The sequence below is a fragment of the Streptomyces mauvecolor genome, from assembly GCF_039532965.1.
In the GTDB taxonomy this organism is placed as follows: Bacteria; Actinomycetota; Actinomycetes; order Streptomycetales; family Streptomycetaceae; genus Streptomyces; species Streptomyces violascens.
The window spans coordinates 43,846-59,269 of sequence record NZ_BAAASQ010000015.1; the positions used below are offsets into that span (position 1 = coordinate 43,846).

Sequence of the window (15,424 nt, forward strand, 5' to 3'; positions counted from 1 at the left end):
CGAGGAGCCGCCGATGCGTCCGATCCGCCTGGCCCTGCCGGCCGCGGCCCTGCTGCTGTGCGCGCTCTCGGCGCCCGCCGCGCACGGCGCACCGGCAGCGAGCGGGGACTGGACCGCCGCGCCCGCATCCGGCGGCGGGACCCGCCCGAGCGCCGACGGGAGGCCCTGCTTCTACCTGGAGGGCGCACCCGGCACGGTCCTGGAGGACAAGGTCTCGCTGAGCAACCCGACCGGCACGCCCGTGACGCTGAAGCTGCGCGGAGCCGCCGCCTACAACGCCGCGAACGGGGCCTTCGCCGTGCGCCGGGCGCCCGACCCCTGGATCGCGCTCGCCGCGCCCGAGGTGAAGATCCCGCCGCACACCCGCGCCGACGTGCCCTTCGCGGTCACCGTCCCGGCGAGTGCGCAGCCCGGCGACCACCCCGCGGCGCTGGTCGCCGCGGCGGGCGGCCGCGAGGTCGGTGTACGCCTCCAACTCCGGGTCTCGGGGCCGACGTTGAGCGCCCTGACCGTGGAGTCCGTACGCGTCGACAAGGCCCATGGGCTCATCCGCTACGCCCTGGTCAACCGGGGCAACACCGCCCTGACCCCGCGCCTCGCACTGCGCGCCGACGGGGTGTTCGGGCGCGCCCTTGACCGCCCGGCCCGGACCCTGCCGGTCGAGCTCCTGCCCGGCCAGCGCGTCGAGCTGACCGAACCCTGGGCGCACCCGCCCGCCCTCGACCGGGTCACCGTCCGCCTCGACGTCACCGCGGACGGCGGCGCGCACTCCACCGCCGAGGCGAGCGCCGCCTTCGTGCCGTGGGGCGCGGTCGGCGGGGCGGGCCTGGTGCTGCTCGGGGGTGCGGCGGGAGCCCTCCGGCTGGTACGACGCCGCAGACGCCGGGCCGCCGATGGCCCCGAACCACACGTAACGGAACGCGAGTTGGTGCAGACAGGAGCTCGTCAGTGAAGCCACGCCCGCGGGGCCCGGCCCTCGTCCTGCTGCTCGGCCTGCTCGGCCTGCTCGCGCTGCCGATGGCCGGGCCCTCGTACGCCGACGCAGGCAAGCCCACCGTCGCGCTCTCCAAGGCCGAGGCCGCCAAGGGCGCGGACGTCACCGTCACCGGCCAGGGCTGGCGCCCCAATGCGCTGCTCATGCTGCTCGTCTGCGGGCAGTCCGACCCCGACAAGGGCGTCATCGGCGGCACCAACTCCTGCTCCAACGCCGACGGGCAGGCCGTCACCACCGACGCCGGGGGCTCCTTCAGCAAGGTCCTCCCGGCCGCGCCGCCGCCCAGGCCCTGCCCCTGCGTCGTGCATGTGGCGACCGTGCAGGGTGAACAGGCCGTCGTCGACACCGAGTTGAAGATCACCGGGCATCCGGTGGCGCCGCTGCCGACCGCGACCGGCGACGGAAAGCTCGCCGTCCTCGCCGAGCCCCGCCTCGACGGCAGCAGCTCCCTGCTGACCTGGTTCGGCGCGCCGCCGAGCCGCACCCTGGTCTTCACCGTCGGCAATCTGGGCTCGGCCCCCGTCAAGGACCCCGTCTTCCAGCTCGGCACCTCCCACGGAGTGTTCGCGCCGCAGTGGGAGGACCGGCAGTGGAAGGGCACCATCCAGCCCGGCCAGAAGGCCGAGGTCAGGCTGGACTTCGAGCTGTCGGCCGGCGCCCACGGCGACTACCAGGTCTCGCTCCAGTACGCGAAGAAGCTGCTCGCCACCGAGCCGTGGGGAGTGGACCGCCCCTGGGGCGTGACCTTCTTCTGGGTGCTGCTCTGCCTGGTGGTGCCCACCGCGGTCTTCCGCATCGGCATGGCCGTGGTCGACCGGCTGCGCCCGCGCGACCCGAAGCGGGCGGGCCGGGCCCGGCACCGCGGCATGCGGCTGCCCGACGTGACCGTACGGCTCCCGAAGCCGGGCTCCCGGCCGGGCGAGCGGAAGAAGCCGCCCGCCGAACCGGACCGGGGTCCACAGAACGGGACCGCGGCCGCGCTGCCGTGGTTCACCTCCGACTCCGCACCGACCGAGAACCACCCCAACCGTTCATGACGTCCCACGACGAAGGGAAATCCGTGACCACGCAACGGAGGATGAGCGCGGCCGGTCTCGCGCTGATGCTCGGCGGCGCGGGGATCATGCTGACCGCAGGCCCCGCACAAGCAGCCGAAGTCTCGTACGCCACCGAGTGCATACCGCCGTCCATCTCCGGTCTGCCGCCGGTCGAGGGGACGACGAAGGTGCAGATCACCGCGCCCGCCACGGCCAAGGTGGGCGACGTGGTGGACGTCGTCTGGAAGTTCACCCAGGCCGCGTCGAACAACCCCAACGTCCTCGACCTCAACAAGGACGTCGTCCTGCCGACCGGCACCCTCAAGGCGGGCGGCGCGCAGAGCGCCGACATCCCCATGAAGGGCCCCCGGCAGAACCCGCCGATCCCCAAGAACAGCCCGATGATCCTGTCGGACATGACGGCCAAGCTGAAACTGACCAAGGCGGGCGACGTCACCCTGACGCCGGACGCGTACAACATCAACGTCAACCAGATCATGTCGACGGACACCAAGTGCACGCCGAAGGCCGCGGTCGGGGTCGGCGCGACGATCAAGGTGACGGACGCGGGAGGCACGACCGGCGGGACCTCCGGGGGCACCACGGCCGGTGGCACCACCGGCGGCTCCACGTCGGGCGGCACCACGACGTCGGGGGGCACCACGACGTCGGGGGGCACGACCGGCGGGTCCACCACCGGCGGCACGACGACCTCGGGCGGCACCACCGGCGGCACGACCAGCGGCGGCTCCACCTCCGGCGGCTCGACGGCCGGCGGCACCTCCGGCGGCAGCGGCGGCCAGACCGACTTCCCGGGCAAGGAGGTCGCCGTCAACTTCGCCTGCACATCGCCCGGTCCGGCCAGCATCCAGTCCAAGGTGACCATCAACGCCAAGAAGAACGGCGGGAGTTACGACCTCACGGTCAAGACCGCCAAGGGCGTCATGAACAGTCCCGCCGACCTTCCGGCGGGCGCGCTCAAGCCGTCCATGCAGGTCACCGTCGGCGGCGCCGACAAGGGCTCGGTGGCCGTCACCGGGCCCGCCAACCCCGACCCGATCAAGTCGGGCGACCCGGTGAGCCTCACCGACATGACGGGCACCTACAAGCCGGGCGCCTCCGGCAAGTCGACCCTCAGCCCGGGCGACCTGTCCATCGACGTCACCCTCGGCGGCTCGCCGATCCACATCCCGTGCAAGGTCTCCGGCTCGGCGCCGGTCTCCCTGGAGCTCGACACGGCGGCCCAGCCCGGCGGCGCGGCCGGCGGCAGCGGCTCCGCGGGCACGGCGGGCTCCGCCGGCACCGCGGGCACGGCGGGGGCCTCCGGCTCCTCGACGTCCGGGGGCCTGGCCCAGACCGGCGCGAGCGACACGGGCGCCCTGCGCGCGCTCGGCCTGGTCGCGGGCACGGTCCTGCTGCTCGGCGGCGCGATCTTCACCTTCACCCCGTGGCGGCGCCTGCGCGGCACGCGCTGACCCGACCCGGGAACGCGAAGAGCCGCCGCACCTTCGTGGTGCGGCGGCTCTTCACTTGCGTACGCGGTGCTTAGTGCACGCCGCCCATGAGCGGCTTGACCTTCTTGCGGAACATGAAGATCGCGACACCCGCGAGGACGGCGAGGCCGCCCTGGCTGGCGAACCAGTACGTCGAGTCGGTCGGCGCACCGATCAGCTGGAGCAGCGCGATGACCGAGTCGCCGGCCGTGACGGCCAGGAACCAGACACCCATCATCTGGGAGGCGTACTTCTGCGGCGCCAGCTTGGTGGTCAGCGAGAGCCCGACCGGGGAGAGCGTCAGCTCACCGATGGTCTGGATCAGGTAGACGGCGCACAGCCACAGCGGGGTGACCTTGACGTCGCCGGACGCGGCGGCCTGGGCCAGCATCATCACGAAGAACGAGGCGCCGATGAGCGTGAGGCCGAAGGCGAACTTCGACAGCGTGCTCGGCTCCTGGCGGCGCTTGTTCAGGTACACCCAGAGCCAGGCGAAGACGGGAGCCAGGGCCATCACGTACAGCGGGTTCAGGGACTGGAACCAGCTGGACGGGAAGTCCAGGCCGAACAGGTTGTTCGCGGTCTTGTCCTGGGCGAACACGCTCAGCGTCGAGCCGGTCTGGTCGTAGATGCCCCAGAAGACGGCCGCGGCGACGAAGAACCAGACGTACGCCGACATCCGCGACTGCGAGACCTCGTCGAGGTCCTTGTCGCGCTTGATGCGCAGCAGGTACCAGGCCGGGATGACGAGGCCGGCGATGGTCAGCGGCCAGATGGCCCAGTCGACCGTGAAGTGGCCCGAGACGGCGAGGGCGCCGTAGGCGACGACCGCGACGGCCAGCCACAGCAGGACCTTCTTGATGATCCCGGCGCGCTCGGCCTCGGACATCGGCGTCGGGACGACGTCGCTCTCCGCCGACATGTGGCGGGTACCGAGGAAGAAGAACAGCAGACCAAGGGCCATACCCACACCGGCGAGGGCGAAGCCGAAGTGCCAGTTGACGTTCTGGCCGACGGTGCCGATGGTCAGCGGGGCGGCGAAGGCACCGAGGTTGATGCCCATGTAGAAGACCGTGAAGCCACCGTCGCGACGCGGGTCGTTCTTGTCCGGGTACAGGTGGCCGACCATCGTGGAGATGTTGGCCTTGAGGAGACCCGAGCCGATCGCGATGGCCGCGAGCCCGATGAAGAACGAGATCTCGACCGGCACGGCCAGGAGGAAGTGGCCGATCATGATGATCGTGCCGCCGACGGCGACCGTCTTGCGGGCGCCCCAGGCACGGTCGGCGAGCCAGCCGCCCGGCAGGGCGAGCAGGTACACCATCGCGTTGTACACGGAGTAGATCGCGGTGGCCGTGGCCATGTTGAACCCGAGCCCGCCGCTGGACGCCGGGGCGACCAGGTAGAGCACGAGCAGAGCCCGCATGCCGTAGAAGCTGTAGCGCTCCCACATCTCCGTCATGAAGAGGTTGGCCAGGCCGCGGGGGTGGCCGAGGAAGGTCTTCTCGGTGCCAGTGGTGCTGGCGGAGTCCTTCGTCAGGCTGGACGCCATGGTCGATCCTTGCTTGCTCGGGACGCGCGCTTCGTGAGCGTTGAGTCGCGCCCGGTGGGGGAGGGCCGGCACCGGCATGGAGACTGTCCCCCCAACGCCTTTGGGGTCCGGCTCCGTGGGGGAGCGCGGGAAGGACAGACCACACCGGGATCCACACCCCTTGCGCTTCTTCGCGCTGGGGCCCGGCCCGTAGGTCATTCACTGGTCTCAAGACTGGCAAAGCCCGTCTTGTGCAGAAAAGAGACCCTTGGCGCGCCGAGCAAGCCAAAGGTCCCCGTGTAGTGCTATAGGCGTTGGCACACCATACGTCACCCAACTGCGGCATATGGAAGGACTTGAGAGATGGATCACAGGCATCCCTGGAACCGCTGACCGTAATTCGAAGGTGTTAAACAAGATCGCTTCGTACACCCGCAGGGTGGGTGGATCACCTGACGCATTGTCGCCGCCGCGGACTACCATCACCCCCATGACCCGTGTACTGCTCGCCGAGGACGACGCGTCCATCTCGGAGCCACTGGCCCGCGCCCTGCGCAGGGAGGGTTACGAGGTCGAGGTGCGCGAGGACGGCCCGACCGCCCTCGACGCCGGACTGCAGGGGGGCGCCGACCTGGTCGTGCTCGACCTGGGGCTTCCCGGCATGGACGGCCTCGAAGTCGCCCGGAGGCTGCGCTCCGAGGGACACACCGTCCCCATCCTCGTGCTCACCGCCCGCGCCGACGAGGTGGACACCGTGGTCGGCCTCGACGCCGGCGCCGACGACTACGTGACCAAGCCCTTCCGCCTGGCCGAACTGCTCGCGAGGGTCCGGGCGCTGCTGCGCCGCGGCGCCACCGAGCCGGTGCCCCAGCCCGCCACCCACGGGGTGCGGATCGACGTCGAGTCGCACCGCGCCTGGATGGGCGACGAGGAGCTCCAGCTCACCGCCAAGGAGTTCGACCTGCTCAGGGTCCTGGTGCGGGACGCCGGCCGGGTCGTGACCCGCGACCAGCTGATGCGCGAGGTCTGGGACACCACATGGTGGTCCTCGACCAAGACGCTCGACATGCACATCTCGTGGCTGCGCAAGAAGCTCGGCGACGACGCGGCCAACCCGCGCTACATCGCCACCGTCCGCGGAGTCGGCTTCCGCTTCGAGAAGAGCTAGAGCACCTCCGCACATGCGCCGTCGACTGATCAACTCCACACTCGCGGTCGTTCTCGTGGTGATCGCGGTCTTCGGCGTCTCCCTCGTCATCGTCGAGACACGGACCATCAGCAGCAGCGCCCAGGAGAGTGTCGACTCCGAAGCGCTGCGGCTGGTCTCCGTCGTCGACAGCCGCACCCTGGCGAACGAGACGATCAACGCGCAGGTCCTGGACGAACAGATCGACCCCAAGCGCTACGCCCGCATCGCGATCCCGGGCCGCCCGGTGATGGAGATCGGCCAGAAGCCCGAGGGCACCGTCATCAAGGGCACCGCGGTGGGCGAGCGCGGTGAGTCCGTCCTGGTCGAGGAGTCCCGCTCCACGGTCACCAAGGAGGTCGGGCGCACGCTGCTGATCATCGGCGCGGTGGCCCTGCTCGCCATCGTGTCCGCGGTGCTCCTGGCCGTACGCCAGGCCAACAAGCTGGCCTCCCCGCTCACCGACCTCGCCGAGACCGCCGAGCGGCTCGGCTCGGGCGACCCGCGCCCGCGGCACAAGCGGTACGGGGTGCCCGAGCTCGACCGGGTCGCCGATGTGCTCGACTCCTCGGCCGACCGGATCGGCCGGATGCTCACCGCCGAGCGCCGCCTCGCGGCCGACGCCTCGCACCAGCTGCGTACGCCGCTCACCGCGCTGTCCATGCGCCTGGAGGAGATCGCCCTCACCGACGACCTCGACACGGTCAAGGAAGAGGCGACGATCGCGCTCACCCAGGTCGAGCGGCTCACCGACGTCGTGGAGCGCCTCCTCACCAACAACCGGGATCCGCGCACCGGCTCGGCCGTGGTCTTCTCCCTGGACGAGGTCGTCAAGCAGCAGCTGGAGGAGTGGCGCCCGGCCTACCGCAGCGCGGGCCGCGCGATCGTGCGCTCCGGGAAGACGGGCCTGAAGGCGGTCGGGACGCCGGGCGCGGTCGCTCAGGTGCTGGCCGCGCTGATCGAGAACTCGCTGATGCACGGTGGCGGCACGGTCGCGGTACGTACCCGCGTCACGGGAAACCAGGCCGTGGTGGAGGTCACCGACGAGGGCCCGGGTGTGCGTCCCGACCTCGGCGCGCGGATCTTCGAGCGGACCATCAGCGGCCGCAACTCCACGGGCATCGGCCTCGCCGTCGCCCGCGACCTCGCCGAGGCCGACGGCGGGCGGCTCGAAATGCTCCAGCAGCAGCCCGCGGTGTTCGCGCTGTTCCTCAGCAGGGAGGCGCGGGGGCGCCGGGAGCCGGAGCGCACGGAGACGATCCGCTGAACCGCTCCCGGTTCAGCGCACGCGGTCAGCGCTTGGCGGGGACGGCGGGCCGGGGGTCGTCAAGAAACGATTCCGCCGTCTGCACGGCCTCCCGGGCGGGCAGCGCGCGGAAGACCCAGGTGCGGTAGGACCAGAACCGGAACAGCGTGCCGAGGCCGATGCCGGCGAACTTGAAGAAGTTGTTCTGCCACGGGCTGTTCCAGCCGAAGCCGTACGTCGCCGCGTACAGAATCCCGTTCTCGATGACCGCGCCGACCACGCTGAACAGCAGGAACAGGGTGAGCTCACGGGCCCGGCCGCTCTTCTCGCGGTCCCGGTAGGTGAAGTAGCGAAAGCCCAGGTAGTTGAAGGCGATCGCGATCGCGGTGGCCAGCAGGCTCGCCCGCACGACCTGGAGCTCGGTCGTGTGCCGCAGCAGGTTGAAGGCGCCCATGTTCACGAGCACCCCGAGCCCGCCGACGGCGCCGAACTTGGCGACCTCCCGGACGAGCAGTCGCAGTCGCGATGGCGACGCGCCCTGTGCACTCATGGTGATCGCCCAGCCCCGTCCGAGTAGGTGTGCTTTTCGTGCCAGTCAACCCGCCCATGCTAACCACCCCCTCCGCACGACGCCCCCGGGCATCCGTATTGCCCCGGGCGGAACCCGGCCATGGAGGGCCCACGGAGGCGGCGGATACCCTGGAGGTGTGACGTTCCCGGTAGTCGGCATGGTCGGCGGCGGTCAGCTCGCCCGCATGACCCACGAGGCGGGCATCCCCCTCGGCATCAGATTCAAGCTCCTCAGTGACACCCCGCAGGACTCGGCGGCCCAGGTGGTGAGCGACGTCGTCATCGGCGACTATCGCGACCTGGACACGCTGCGTGACTTCGCGCGCGGCTGTGACGTGATCACGTTCGATCACGAACACGTTCCGACCGAACACCTGCGGGCCCTGGAAGCGGACGGCATCGTCGTCCGGCCGGGGCCCGACGCGTTGGTGCACGCCCACGACAAGGGGGTGATGCGCGCCCGGCTCAGCGAAATCGGCGCGCCCTGCCCCCGCCACCGCATCGTGGCCGACCCGGCGGACGTCTCGGCGTTCGCGGCGGAAGGGGAGGGCTACCCGGTCATCCTCAAGACCGTCGTCGGCGGCTACGACGGCAAGGGCGTGTGGTTCGTGCGCTCCGAGGCGGACGCGGCCGACGCCTTCAAGGCGGGCGTCGACGTCCTCGCCGAGGAGAAGGTGGACTTCGTACGGGAGCTGGCGGCCAACGTCGTACGCTCCCCCAGCGACCAGGCCGTGGCCTACCCGGTCGTCGAGTCGATCCAGGTCGACGGGGTCTGCGACACGGTGATCGCCCCCGCGCCCGACCTCGACGACGGTCTGGCGGGCGAGGCCCAGCAGCTCGCCCTGCGCATCGCCTCCGAGCTGGGCGTCGTCGGCCACCTCGCGGTCGAGCTCTTCGAGACCCGCGACGGCCGCATCCTCGTCAACGAGCTCGCCATGCGCCCGCACAACTCCGGCCACTGGACCCAGGACGGCGCGATCACCTCGCAGTTCGCCAACCACGTCCGCGCCGTCCTCGACCTCCCCCTGGGCGACCCGCGCCCGCGGTCGAAGTGGACCGTGATGTGCAACGTGCTCGGCGGCGACTACCCGGACATGTACTACGCGTACCTGCACTGCATGGCCCGGGACCCGCAGCTCAAGATCCACATGTACGGAAAGGACGTGAAGCCCGGCCGCAAGGTGGGCCACGTCAACACCTACGGCGACGACCTCGCGGACGTCCGCGAGCGGGCCCGCCACGCAGCCGACTACCTCAGAGGAACGATCACCGAATGAGCAGCGCATCCGTCAACGGCCCCGTCGTCGGCATCGTCATGGGCTCGGACTCCGACTGGCCCGTCATGGAGGCCGCCGCCAAAGCCCTCGACGAGTTCGAGATCCGGTACGAGGTCGACGTCGTCTCCGCGCACCGGATGCCGCACGAGATGATCGCGTACGGCGAGCACGCGGCGGACCGCGGCCTGAAGGCGATCATCGCGGGCGCGGGCGGCGCCGCCCACCTGCCGGGCATGCTGGCCTCGGTCACCCCGCTGCCGGTCATCGGCGTCCCGGTGCCGCTCAAGTACCTGGACGGCATGGACTCGCTGCTGTCCATCGTGCAGATGCCGGCCGGGGTGCCGGTCGCCACCGTCTCGGTCGGCGGCGCGCGCAACGCGGGCCTGCTCGCGGCGCGCATCCTGGCGACTCAGGACGCCGAACTCCTCGCCCGCATGCGGGAGTTCCAGCAGGAGCTCAACGACCAGGCCACCGAGAAGGGCAAGCGGCTGCGGGCGAAGGTCGAGGGTTCGGGCGCCTTCGGTTTCGGAAAGTGAGTCCCATGACGCATCTCGACGAAGCCCGCGCCCTGCTCTCCCGCCACCCCGTCGTCGACGGCCACAACGACCTGCCCTGGGCGCTGCGCGCCAAGGCCCGTTACGACCTCGACCGCTGCGACCTCGCGACCGACCTGACCGGCCGCACCCACACCGACCTCAAGCGGCTGCGGGCGGGCGGGGTCGGCGCGCAGTTCTGGTCCGTGTACGTCCGTACCGACCTGGCGGGCGACGAGGCGGTCAGCGCGACCCTGGAGCAGATCGACTGCGTCGACCAGATGCTGGCCCGCTACCCCGGCGACCTGGCGCCCGCGCTCACCGCGGACGACATGGAGGCGGCCCGCGCCGAGGGCCGCATCGCCTCCCTGAAGGGCGCCGAGGGCGGCCACTCGATCAACAACTCCCTCGCCACCTTGCGGGCGTTGTACGCGCTGGGCGTCCGGTACATGACCCTGACCCACAACGACAACCTCCCCTGGGCGGACTCGGCGACGGACGAGCCGGGGGTGGGCGGCCTTTCGCCGTTCGGCCACGAGGTCGTACGCGAGATGAACCGCATGGGCATGCTGGTGGACCTGTCGCACGTGGCGGCGACGACGATGCGGGACGCGCTGTCGACGACGGCGGCCCCCGTGATCTTCTCCCACTCCTCCTCGCGGGCGATCTGCGACCACCCGCGGAACATCCCGGACGACGTCCTGGCCCAGCTGCCGGGCAACGGCGGGGTGGCGATGGCGACGTTCGTGCCGAAGTTCATCCTGCCGGCGGCGGTGGCGTGGACCCAGGCGGCCGACGAGAACCTGCGGGCGCACGGGCACCACCACCTCGACACGTCGCCGGAGGCGATGAAGCTCCACGAGGCGTTCGAGGCGGCACATCCGCGGCCCGTCGCGACGGCCGCGACGGTGGCGGACCACCTGGACCACATGCGGGAGGTCGCGGGCGTGGACCACATCGGGATCGGCGGCGACTTCGACGGCACGGCGTTCACCCCGTCCGGCCTGGACGACGTCTCGGGCTACCCGAACCTGGTGGCCGAGCTGCTGTCCCGGGGCTGGTCCTCGGCGGACCTGGCGAAGCTGACGTGGTCGAACGCGGTGCGGGTGCTGCGCGACGCGGAGTCCGTTTCCAGGGAGCTGCGCGCTCAGCGGGGTCCGTCGAACGCGGTGCTGGCGGACCTGGACGCGTAACCCGGGGCACTTGTGGGGCGGGCTCCGCCGGGGCTCCGCCCCGGACCCCGCTCCTCAATCGCCGGAGGGGCTGAGTGGGTGGTCGCTCGGCCGCGGGCCGTGGGCGGCTGGTCGCGCAGTTCCCCGCGCCCCTAGCAGGGTTGATCCTCGCCGGTTCCGACATCTTCAGCCTGTCATGGGGGTCCCCCCTGGCCCTTAAGGCCTTGGGGGAGTTTGAGGACGAGCGCCGTTCAGGCGCGATACGGGGTCTGGGGCGGAGCCCCCGGAAACCGGCCTCCCTCTTACTCCAACCCCCGGCGGGTTTAGGGAAGGGGCGGGGTGGGGCCGAGACGGGGTCTGGGGCGGAGCCCCCGTGCTTGTCCGGGCTGCCCGGGGCTGGCCGGAGTGGGGGAGGATCCCCCGGACAGCCCACCCGTCGTGACCCCGCCGCCCCCGCATGGCACCGTGGCCCTACTGCCGCCACCGCCGACCCGCCGGGAGCCCCGCCATGGCAGATCTGCAGGACGCCCCCGAGGACACCTCGGCCGTCGGCGAGCTCAAGCCGAATCCCGGACCCCCCGACCCGGTACACGTACCGGAATACGGCGAGGACTGCCTCGACCGGGCCCGGAACCTGCTCGCCACATACCCCGTGGCGGACGGGCACAACACCCTGGCCAAGGCTCTCGGGCAGATCCCCTGGCACGACCTGGAGGTCGGCGAGAGCGGGCTCGACACGGACATCCCGCGGCTGCGGGCCGGCCGGGTGGGCGCGCAGTTCTGGGCGCTGACCGCGGAAGCCGACTGCCCGGACCCGGCCGGGGTCACCCTGGACCGGCTCGACCGGATCCGCTCCCTGATCGCCTCGTACCCGGAGTGGCTGCGGCTCGCCCTGACCGGCGGGGACCTCGCGGACGCCCGCAACTGCGGCCGCATCGCCTCGTTCCTCGGCCCGGTGACCGCGCACGCGCTCGGCGACTCGCTGGGCACCCTGCGGGCGTACCACCTCCTCGGCGTGCGGGTCCTCGCGCTGGGCCCGGGCACCCGCTGGACCGAGCCGGGGCTCACCCGCTTCGGCCTGGAAGTGGTGCGCGAGGCGAACCGGCTCGGGATGCTGCTCGACCTCTCGGGCGCCGAACCGGGCACCTGGCGCCGCACCATCGACAATTCCAAGGCCCCGGTGCTGCTCTCGCGCTCGGCGGCGGCCTCCCTCACCAAGCACCCGCTGAACGCCTCCGACGAGCTGCTCGCCGAGCTCGGCAGGAGCGGCGGGGTCTGTCTGGTGAGCTTCGACCCCGAGCAGATCGAGCAGGGTGGCCGGGCCGTCACCGTATGCGATGTGGCCGATCACATCGAGCGGGTGCGGGATGTGGCCGGGCCCTCCCACGTGGGGCTTGCGGGAACGTTCGGGCTGGTCAGGGGCGCCCCGCGGATCCCCGGCCTCGAAGATGCCTCCTGCTATCCGACGCTGATCGCCGAGCTTCTCGGCCGGGGCTGGACCGAACCCGAAATCGGGGCGCTGACCTGGGAGAACTTCGCCCGGGTCGTCCGCGATGTGGAGTTCACCGCCCGCGCCACGGCGCCGCGCCGAACCCCGTCGAAGGCCACCATCGAGGACCTGGACGGGCCCTGAGCGAGGCCCCGGCCGCAGGGGCCGTCAGGCGCGCGGACGTCCCATCGCGCGGTACGTCCAGCCCGCCTCGCGCCACTTCGCCGGGTCAAGGGCGTTGCGCCCGTCCAGGATGATCCGGCTGGGGGTCGCCTTCGCGAGCTCGGCCGGGTCGAGGTCGCGGAACTCGCGCCACTCGGTCAGATGCAGCACGACATCGGCCCCGCGCACCGCGTCGTAGGCGGAGTCGGCGTAGCCGAGCGTCGGGAAGAGGCGGCGGGCGTTGGCCATGCCCTTCGGGTCGTACACCGTGACCTGGCCGCCCTGGAGATGGATCTGCCCGGCGACGTTCAGCGCGGGGGAGTCCCGTACGTCGTCGGAGTCGGGCTTGAAGGTGGCGCCGAGGACCGCCACCCGCTTGCCGAGGAAGGTCTCGCCGCCCACCGCCTCGCGGGCCAGCTCCACCATGTGGCCGCGGCGGCGCATGTTGACCGAGTCGACCTCGCGCAGGAAGGTCAGCGCCTGGTCGGCGCCGAGCTCGCCGGCCCGCGCCATGAACGCCCGGATGTCCTTGGGCAGGCAGCCGCCGCCGAAGCCGATGCCGGCCCGCAGGAACTTCTTTCCGATCCGTTCGTCGTGGCCGATGGCCTCGGCCAGCTTCACCACGTCGCCGTCGGCGGCCTCGCACACCTCGGCCATGGCGTTGATGAACGAGATCTTGGTGGCGAGGAAGGAGTTCGCCGCGGTCTTGACCAGCTCGGCGGTCGGGAAGTCGGTCACCACGAACGGCGAGCCCTCGCCGACCGGAGTCGCGTAGACCTCGCGGAGCAGCTTCTCGGCGCGCTCGCTCTCCACGCCGACCACGATCCGGTCCGGGTGCAGGGTGTCGTCGACGGCGAAGCCCTCGCGCAGGAACTCCGGGTTCCACGCCAGCTCCACGCCCTCGGGCAGCGCCGCCGCAAGCCGGGCCGCCGAGCCGACCGGCACCGTCGACTTGCCCACGACCAGGGCGCCGTCCCGCAGATGCGGGGCGAGCGAGCCGAAGGCGGCGTCCACGAAGCTCATGTCACAGGCGTACTCGCCGTGCTTCTGCGGGGTGTTCACGCAGACGAAGTGCACATCGCCGAACGCCCCGACCTCCTCCCAGGAGGTGGTGAAGCGCAGCCGCCCGGTCGCGCCCTCGATGCCCGCGACGTGCTTGCGGAGCAGCTCTTCGAGCCCCGGCTCGTACATGGGGACGCGCCCCTGGCCGAGCATCTCGATCTTCTCGGGAACCACGTCGAGGCCGAGCACCTCGAACCCCAGCTCCGCCATGGCCGCGGCATGAGTGGCTCCGAGGTATCCGGTGCCGATCACGGTGATCTTGAGGGCCATGCGGTGCTCCTGGAAGTGCGGGCTCGGGAGGCGGGCAGCGTACGGGCGACAAACGCGCTGCCCGAGCATAGTCGGGCCCCGGACAGGCCCCCTTTGCGGGCTGTCGCCAAGCTCACGTATGCCTGCGGCGGTCCGGCCCCCTAAAATTAGGTTACTTAACGGTAGTTAGCGTCTTGGGGAGTGAGAGACCTTGGCCGGAACGGCTGGCAACTCGGAGTTCGACCTGTACCGCCCGTCCGAGGAGCACGACATGCTCCGCGACGCCATCCGCTCGCTCTCCGAGGCCAAGATCGGCCCGTTCGCGGCCGAGGTCGACGAGCAGGCCCGCTTCCCCCGGGAGGCGCTCGACGCGCTGGTCGCCAACGACCTGCACGCCGTGCACGTGCCGGAGGAGTACGGCGGCGCCGGCGCCGACGCGCTCGCGACCGTCATCGTGATCGAAGAGGTCGCGCGGGTCTGCGCCTCCTCCTCCCTCATCCCCGCCGTGAACAAGCTCGGCTCGCTCCCGGTGATCCTCTCCGGCTCCGAGGAGCTGAAGAAGAAGTACCTGGGCCCGCTGGCCAAGGGCGAGGGCATGTTCTCGTACTGCCTCTCCGAGCCGGACGCCGGCTCGGACGCGGCCGGGATGAAGACCAAGGCCGTCCGCGACGGCGACTTCTGGGTCCTCAACGGCGTGAAGCGCTGGATCACCAACGCCGGTGAGAGCGAGTACTACACGGTCATGGCCGTGACCGACCCCGAGAAGCGCTCGAAGGGCATCAGCGCCTTCGTCGTCGAGAAGTCGGACGAGGGCGTCTCCTTCGGCGCCCCCGAGAAGAAGCTCGGCATCAAGGGCTCGCCGACCCGCGAGGTCTACCTCGACAACGTCCGCATCCCCGCCGACCGCATGATCGGCGAGGAGGGCACGGGCTTCGCGACCGCCATGAAGACCCTGGACCACACCCGCATCACCATCGCGGCCCAGGCCCTCGGCATCGCGCAGGGCGCCCTCGACTACGCCAAGGGCTACGTCCAGGAGCGCAAGCAGTTCGGCAAGGCGATCGCCGACTTCCAGGGCATCCAGTTCATGCTGGCCGACATGGCCATGAAGCTGGAGGCCGCCCGCCAGCTCACCTACGCGGCCGCCGCCAAGTCCGAGCGCCTCGACAGCGACCTGACGTTCTTCGGCGCCGCCGCCAAGTGCTTCGCCTCCGACGTCGCCATGGAGATCACCACCGACGCCGTCCAGCTCCTCGGCGGCTACGGCTACACCCGCGACTACCCGGTCGAGCGCATGATGCGCGACGCCAAGATCACCCAGATCTACGAGGGTACGAACCAGGTCCAGCGCATTGTGATGTCCCGCAACCTGCCGTAGCGGCAAGGGAGTTGACGAAGGGCCCGCATCCGTCGCGTATGGATG

The 15,424-nt window shown here is 71.2% G+C and carries 13 protein-coding genes; 10 read left to right on the forward strand and 3 right to left on the reverse strand.

Annotated features, from left to right (window positions below; genetic code table 11):
• The first annotated feature begins 13 nt into the window (after window positions 1-13).
• The 3 genes from ABD346_RS21060 (at window position 14) to ABD346_RS21070 (ending at window position 3,506) form a co-directional block, all read left to right on the forward strand.
• Complete coding sequence (locus ABD346_RS21060; RefSeq protein ID WP_344376790.1) at window positions 14-952, forward strand: COG1470 family protein; 939 nt, start codon at window positions 14-16, stop codon at window positions 950-952.
• A 65-nt stretch (window positions 953-1,017) separates the two neighbouring features.
• Window positions 1,018-2,031, forward strand: a complete 1,014-nt coding sequence (locus ABD346_RS21065) for a hypothetical protein (protein ID WP_344376847.1) — start codon at window positions 1,018-1,020, stop codon at window positions 2,029-2,031.
• Between the two features lie 41 nt (window positions 2,032-2,072).
• Window positions 2,073-3,506, forward strand: coding sequence for a hypothetical protein (locus tag ABD346_RS21070; protein WP_344376848.1), 1,434 nt, complete (start codon window positions 2,073-2,075; stop codon window positions 3,504-3,506).
• Window positions 3,507-3,576: 70 nt separating this feature from the next.
• Here ABD346_RS21070 and ABD346_RS21075 read toward each other — a convergent pair whose 3' ends face one another.
• Window positions 3,577-5,076, reverse strand: coding sequence for a peptide MFS transporter (locus ABD346_RS21075; protein WP_344376791.1), 1,500 nt, complete (start codon window positions 5,074-5,076; stop codon window positions 3,577-3,579).
• A gap of 469 nt (window positions 5,077-5,545) precedes the next feature.
• Between ABD346_RS21075 and ABD346_RS21080 the strand changes: the two genes are divergently transcribed.
• Entirely contained in the window at window positions 5,546-6,223 is a 678-nt protein-coding gene (locus ABD346_RS21080; protein ID WP_053725082.1) for a response regulator transcription factor, read from the forward strand.
• A 13-nt stretch (window positions 6,224-6,236) separates the two neighbouring features.
• The gene (locus tag ABD346_RS21085) at window positions 6,237-7,508 is read left to right on the forward strand and encodes an ATP-binding protein (protein ID WP_344376794.1); all 1,272 of its coding nucleotides are present in this window, start codon (window positions 6,237-6,239) and stop codon (window positions 7,506-7,508) included.
• Between the two features lie 25 nt (window positions 7,509-7,533).
• On the opposite strand, the gene ABD346_RS21090 is transcribed toward ABD346_RS21085, so the two are convergent.
• Window positions 7,534-8,037 carry a GtrA family protein gene (locus ABD346_RS21090; protein WP_344376796.1) on the reverse strand — a complete coding sequence of 168 codons (504 nt, stop codon included), beginning with the start codon at window positions 8,035-8,037 and terminating at the stop codon, window positions 7,534-7,536.
• A 157-nt stretch (window positions 8,038-8,194) separates the two neighbouring features.
• Between ABD346_RS21090 and ABD346_RS21095 the strand changes: the two genes are divergently transcribed.
• The 4 genes from ABD346_RS21095 to ABD346_RS21110 all read left to right on the forward strand — a co-directional run bounded on the left by ABD346_RS21095 (window position 8,195) and on the right by ABD346_RS21110 (window position 12,672).
• On the forward strand, window positions 8,195-9,334 hold the full coding sequence (locus ABD346_RS21095) for a 5-(carboxyamino)imidazole ribonucleotide synthase (protein WP_381225568.1): 1,140 nt from the start codon (window positions 8,195-8,197) through the stop codon (window positions 9,332-9,334).
• Window positions 9,331-9,870 carry a 5-(carboxyamino)imidazole ribonucleotide mutase gene (gene purE, locus ABD346_RS21100; RefSeq protein ID WP_344376797.1) on the forward strand — a complete coding sequence of 180 codons (540 nt, stop codon included), beginning with the start codon at window positions 9,331-9,333 and terminating at the stop codon, window positions 9,868-9,870. Before ABD346_RS21095 ends, purE begins: the two co-directional genes overlap by 4 nt.
• A 5-nt stretch (window positions 9,871-9,875) precedes the next feature.
• Entirely contained in the window at window positions 9,876-11,060 is a 1,185-nt protein-coding gene (locus ABD346_RS21105; protein WP_344376799.1) for a dipeptidase, read from the forward strand.
• A 487-nt stretch (window positions 11,061-11,547) separates the two neighbouring features.
• Window positions 11,548-12,672, forward strand: a complete 1,125-nt coding sequence (locus ABD346_RS21110) for a dipeptidase (protein WP_344376801.1) — start codon at window positions 11,548-11,550, stop codon at window positions 12,670-12,672.
• A 24-nt stretch (window positions 12,673-12,696) separates the two neighbouring features.
• On the opposite strand, the gene ABD346_RS21115 is transcribed toward ABD346_RS21110, so the two are convergent.
• Window positions 12,697-14,022: a UDP-glucose dehydrogenase family protein gene (locus tag ABD346_RS21115; protein WP_344376803.1), complete on the reverse strand. Its 1,326-nt coding sequence runs from the start codon at window positions 14,020-14,022 to the stop codon at window positions 12,697-12,699.
• A gap of 190 nt (window positions 14,023-14,212) precedes the next feature.
• On the opposite strand from ABD346_RS21115, the gene ABD346_RS21120 reads away from it, so the two are divergent.
• Complete coding sequence (locus ABD346_RS21120; RefSeq protein WP_267886987.1) at window positions 14,213-15,379, forward strand: acyl-CoA dehydrogenase family protein; 1,167 nt, start codon at window positions 14,213-14,215, stop codon at window positions 15,377-15,379.
• The last annotated feature ends 45 nt before the right edge of the window (window positions 15,380-15,424 follow it).

What these genes read in the sequence shown, in the direction of transcription:
- ABD346_RS21060 (WP_344376790.1), top strand. Translation starts at nt 14, where the DNA reads ATGCGTCCGATCCGCCTGGCCCTGCCGGCCGCGGCCCTGCTGCTGTGC.
- ABD346_RS21065 (WP_344376847.1), top strand. Translation starts at nt 1,018, where the DNA reads ATGGCCGGGCCCTCGTACGCCGACGCAGGCAAGCCCACCGTCGCGCTC.
- ABD346_RS21070 (WP_344376848.1), top strand. Translation starts at nt 2,073, where the DNA reads ATGAGCGCGGCCGGTCTCGCGCTGATGCTCGGCGGCGCGGGGATCATG.
- ABD346_RS21075 (WP_344376791.1), bottom strand. Translation starts at nt 5,076, where the DNA reads ATGGCGTCCAGCCTGACGAAGGACTCCGCCAGCACCACTGGCACCGAG.
- ABD346_RS21080 (WP_053725082.1), top strand. Translation starts at nt 5,546, where the DNA reads ATGACCCGTGTACTGCTCGCCGAGGACGACGCGTCCATCTCGGAGCCA.
- ABD346_RS21085 (WP_344376794.1), top strand. Translation starts at nt 6,237, where the DNA reads ATGCGCCGTCGACTGATCAACTCCACACTCGCGGTCGTTCTCGTGGTG.
- ABD346_RS21090 (WP_344376796.1), bottom strand. Translation starts at nt 8,037, where the DNA reads ATGAGTGCACAGGGCGCGTCGCCATCGCGACTGCGACTGCTCGTCCGG.
- purE (WP_344376797.1), top strand. Translation starts at nt 9,331, where the DNA reads ATGAGCAGCGCATCCGTCAACGGCCCCGTCGTCGGCATCGTCATGGGC.
- ABD346_RS21105 (WP_344376799.1), top strand. Translation starts at nt 9,876, where the DNA reads ATGACGCATCTCGACGAAGCCCGCGCCCTGCTCTCCCGCCACCCCGTC.
- ABD346_RS21110 (WP_344376801.1), top strand. Translation starts at nt 11,548, where the DNA reads ATGGCAGATCTGCAGGACGCCCCCGAGGACACCTCGGCCGTCGGCGAG.
- ABD346_RS21115 (WP_344376803.1), bottom strand. Translation starts at nt 14,022, where the DNA reads ATGGCCCTCAAGATCACCGTGATCGGCACCGGATACCTCGGAGCCACT.